The organism is Weissella sp. DD23, assembly GCF_001579105.1.
GTDB classification, from domain to species: domain Bacteria; phylum Bacillota; class Bacilli; order Lactobacillales; family Lactobacillaceae; genus Weissella; species Weissella cibaria.
This window is the reverse complement of the sequence record NZ_KQ970399.1, coordinates 1-4427: the sequence shown is the minus strand read 5'-3', so window position 1 is coordinate 4427 and position 4427 is coordinate 1. Positions and strand designations below refer to the sequence as shown.

3 protein-coding genes and 2 tRNA genes are annotated in these 4427 nt (G+C 44.7%); 1 reads left to right on the top strand and 4 read right to left on the bottom strand.

Going from position 1 to position 4427, the window contains the following annotated elements; translation table 11 throughout:
• The coding region (locus WEIDD23_RS10720) for a YfhO family protein (RefSeq protein ID WP_062359033.1) at window positions 1–2746 on the top strand (2746 nt) is incomplete at its 5' end.
• An 88-nt stretch (window positions 2747–2834) separates the two neighbouring features.
• Here WEIDD23_RS10720 and WEIDD23_RS10715 read toward each other — a convergent pair.
• From WEIDD23_RS10715 to WEIDD23_RS10700, 4 genes are all read right to left on the bottom strand, one after another.
• Window positions 2835–3788: an ADP-ribosylglycohydrolase family protein gene (locus tag WEIDD23_RS10715; protein ID WP_010368843.1), complete on the bottom strand. Its 954-nt coding sequence runs from the start codon at window positions 3786–3788 to the stop codon at window positions 2835–2837.
• 9 nt (window positions 3789–3797) lie between these two features.
• The gene (locus WEIDD23_RS10710) at window positions 3798–4100 is read right to left on the bottom strand and encodes a hypothetical protein (RefSeq protein ID WP_010368840.1); all 303 of its coding nucleotides are present in this window, start codon (window positions 4098–4100) and stop codon (window positions 3798–3800) included.
• Window positions 4101–4197: 97 nt separating this feature from the next.
• A tRNA-Pro gene (locus tag WEIDD23_RS10705) sits at window positions 4198–4271 on the bottom strand.
• A gap of 52 nt (window positions 4272–4323) precedes the next feature.
• Window positions 4324–4407 (bottom strand) — tRNA-Leu (locus WEIDD23_RS10700).
• Window positions 4408–4427: the final 20 nt, after the last annotated feature.

The following is a 4427-nucleotide window of genomic DNA, read 5'->3' as shown; positions in this document are numbered from 1 at the left end:
TTTATTGGTCGCTGCTGCTGTTTTCGTGCCCTATTTTGTAACAGGCACCTCATTAATCTGGCAAAGTGACGGCATTGCCCAACATTTTCCCGCCTTGGTTGACTGGCGTGTCACTTTACGTCAACTGCTGTTTGACCATATTTGGCCAGCCCAGTGGCAGTGGCGGTTAGGCCTCGGCGCCGATTATTTACAAACTTTTTCTTATTACACTTTGGGTGATATTTTTACGTACGGCGTAGCTTTTGTCAGTCAAGATCACGTCTTGGCTTACTACAATTGCAGCGTTATCGTTCGGCTTTTTCTTGCTGGCCTCAGCTTTTTATTTGTTGCCCGTCAATTTATACCACGAGCTCCCCATTGGTCCTTGATCCCCGCTACATTTTCATATATCTTTTTTGGTTACACGGCATTTGCCGCATTTGAACACCCATTCTTTTTGAACCCGTTGATTATCTTTCCCCTCCTTATTTGGTCGCTCAACCGGTTATTAGTAACCCATAAAACCTTTTTGTTCACTATTATCGTGACTTGGACACTGTGGAATAACTTTTATTTTGCCTTCATGATGGCGTTAGGCGCACTGCTGTTCTGGCTTGGTTACCTATATGCAACCCGAAGCTGGTTTAATTGGACACAACATTTGCGTTTATTGGTGGCAACAGGCATTGGGACTTTAATGCCAATGGTCCTTTTGCTTCCGAGCCTCATTAGTGTCCTGGATTCAGCACGTAGCGGTAAAACACTAGCCAACGGCCTCATACTGTACCCAGCTTATTATTATTTCGGGCTCCCCGGCAACTTAATCGCTAACTTTGCGACACCAGATTTTTGGGTAACGGGTGGTTTCAGCGCCTTAGCCGTTTTTGCAGTCATCTATGTTTTGCGCCATTGGCATGAATACAAGACGTTTAACTGGGTATTCATTTTAGCCGGCGTTGGATTGCTCCTCCCTGCCTTTGCTGGCATATTAAATGGCTTTTCATCGCCATCAAATCGGTGGTTATTCATGATTTCGTTACCTGTTAACTTAATGATGATTCACTTTTTGCAGCACTTGCGTCGTTTGACACTGCGCGACTATACCTGGTTCGCCATCGTTGGTGTCATCGCCAGTTTATCGCTATTTATCATGAGTGATTTTAGTCTCAACTCGCGCTTTAGTCCGATGATTGCGCTGTACGCGATTAGCCTGCTGTTAATCTGGTCTTTGCAACATCATCCTACCCAGCCTGGCTTAAAGGCACTGCTGATCGCTGTCGTGCTGCTAAACGTCACATTTATTACAAATCGTAATCATACCAATAATACGAATCCGGCGACCTCTGACATGCTTAGTGAGCGGAGCATTAACAAACTGCTACATGGACAGCGTGACTACTTGCCCGAAAATACCGCTAACCCCTCTTTCAGTCGGGTTTACATCGACAATCAATTAGGCAACGCAACTGGGATTGCCCCAACTACGAACTTGCCCATCCTCAGTCAGACTAATAACATTGAAAGTTACTGGTCTGTCCAAAATAAGGCGGTTAATACCATGATGCAACGCTTGCAAATCGCTGGTAGTAGCCCTAACGACATCACTAGTAATTTGGATAATCGTAACATTCTCATGAATGTTTTGGGCGTCAAAACACGCTATCAGAACAGCTCGACTATGACCCCAAATTCGTACGAACAAAATGCCAATGTGAGCGTTAATCATCAGACCGCATTCACTTCGTCAGACAGTTATCCGCTTGTATATTTACCTAAATATACTGTGGCTGCCAAAGACTACGGCCCAATGACTGCCACTGAAAAGGAGGCTACTCTCGCAGATAGCGTGGTTGTGCCAGGCATGCGAGCGGGTCAATCTTCTGCCTTTGCCAAACAAATCGTCTCTGGCGTAATCCGAACTGATCAAACCAAATCTGGGCAAACGAGTTTGCATTACCACTATAAGACGCACGCGTCCCTGTTACCTGATGGCATTTTCTTAATGGCCAACAAACAGTTACGTGGTACCGAGCTACATCTCGAAATTAGTAACCTACGTTATACCCCAGCTACGTTTGGTCAGCGCCAACAAAATGCTTTGGCAGCGTATCAGTATTTAGCAACCCAAAACGCCCGCAACATGCAGAGTAGCCCTAATATCCGCTATAATCCCAAAGCATTTACGTGGAACTGGACACAGCATCATTTGGATACAATCGGTACGGAATACGCTGGCTACAAACTAACAGCCAATTATAATGATCATGACGTCTCATTCAGTCAGACTGGCCAAACAAATTTGTCATTCTACAATCCTCAGACCGCGGTAACGTTGAATTTGGGGCAAGCAACTGATTATAAAAACGAACAATTTATCCCGTTAACTTTTAGTCGTGATGGTGACTACTCATTTGATGTGCGTATTGTTGGGATACCAACTGATAAACGCTTTAGTCGGGTTGCCCGTCAAATCCAAAGAACAGCCCCTAAATTGCGTTTTAAGCGCAATCAAGTGCTCACCACAATTCGTGTGCAGTCACCTCGTATGTTAGCGACAACAATTCCATATTCAACTGGTTGGTCAGCAAATGGCCGCCACCTTGTGAAGATAAACGATGGTTTCATCGGTATACCACTGAAAGCCGGACAAAATCACCTTGTACTCACTTATCAGACACCTGGGTTAACCATAGGGCTTTGGCTGAGCTTGTTAGGGGGTGTGCTCAGTAGTATTGCCCTTGTTTTGAAACTAATCAAACGTAAATAGCGCATTGTCAATTATAAAAAAGGCGCCAGCAGAGATGATTTTTAGCATCCTGCTGGCGTCTTTTTATGCCATATTTATTTAAACTTCATTAAGCAAATTTACCTGATTCATCTGCCAAAATCAGTTCGCGTTCAATTTTATCTTTAGCACCTAATGCATCAAACCATGTTTCTGGGAATTCATCATAGGCGAAACTGGCAATCACACCAACTAACGCGGCAATTGTATCGGTATCCTCACCCAATCCCGCTGCCATCATAACGGCTTCTTGATAACTCGTCGTGTGTAATAACGTCCACAACACGGCTTTTAACGTATCTACGACGTAACCAGTACTTGGCACTTCAGTACGCGGCCAACGCTTAATAGTTGCTATCACATCCTGTGCAGATTGGCTATCGGTTACAGCTAACCAGCCCAAATCTTCAGTTTCTAAGGTTGCCGTTTCCATTGCGGTGCGATTTGAACGCCGAATGGCCATCTCTAACGCCCGTTCAATGTTTTTTACTCTTGGCATCATCCGCAAAAGATACACAAAAAAGCGAGAGGCTAATCGTGCGCGCCGGTGTCCATGTGTCAAACCCGTGAGCTGATCGATAACATCCTCTAACGTCAAGTCAGCTGTAAAATCATAAAAGGCAACTGGCCAAATCCGCATTAATGCACCGTTACCGTTGTTCATGTCATCATCCGCTTTAAAAGGGATCACTTCATGCGTTTCCTTGTACGTTAAGATAGCTTCGCGCGTGCCGATGCCAACATCAAACACATCTTGATACGGCGTGAATGCAGCATCATCCAAATAAGACACAAAGTTATCCATAACGTTAACTAATTCGTATGGTTCAAACAGTGCATTAATAGTTGCCAGTGTTAAACTCGTATCGTCGATCCAGGTACCCGCCGGTTGAAAATGGGTTTGGTAGCCAACCATCTCTGACTTAACCTCGTACGTATCACGAGCCTTAAATTCATACGGCACACCAAACGCATCACCCATTGCGAAACCATAGAGTGCTCGCCGTAACATTGTTGCTGCCATACTGCCCTCCTAGATACCTTCCAACGCAAACCAATCAGCAATCGATAGCCACTCTTGGGTTGATTTAGCTAAGATTGTATAACCAGTAATGTCATACAAGGTCTTACGATCCCCCTTAAGTGGTGACCAATAAGTATCATCAGCGCGGCGAATGACATCCCAGTACGTATAGGTCTCTTCTTGACCAGCTTCGTCCTTTACTTGAAACCCATCGGCCAAGTTAAAGCTCTTTTCACCAACTTGAGGTCCACCAACACCTAAATCAACGAGTAATTGTTGATAGGATTCATTTGTAATTGGTTCATTTGCCATGTCACAATACCTCTTTTTCAAAAGTCTAATAGCATTATTCTAACACTTGTCTGATAAAAAAAGACCCAGGAACAAATATTCCTGAGTCTTTTTACAATCGGGACGACAGGATTCGAACCTGCGACCCCCTGGTCCCAAACCAGGTGCTCTACCAAGCTGAGCTACGTCCCGATATTCTCTTATTCAAAATAAAAAGCCCGTTACCGGACGTTTCATTTTGAAATGCCGTCGGTGGGGGTCGAACCCACACTCCCTTGCGGGAACTGGATTTTGAGTCCAGCGCGTCTGCCTATTCCGCCACAACGGCATTTTATTAAACATTACGTC

Bases quoted from the DNA above. Each gene is read 5' to 3' on its own strand.
- WEIDD23_RS10710 (WP_010368840.1), bottom strand. From the start codon at position 4,100: ATGGCAAATGAACCAATTACAAATGAATCCTATCAACAATTACTCGTT.
- WEIDD23_RS10715 (WP_010368843.1), bottom strand. From the start codon at position 3,788: ATGGCAGCAACAATGTTACGGCGAGCACTCTATGGTTTCGCAATGGGT.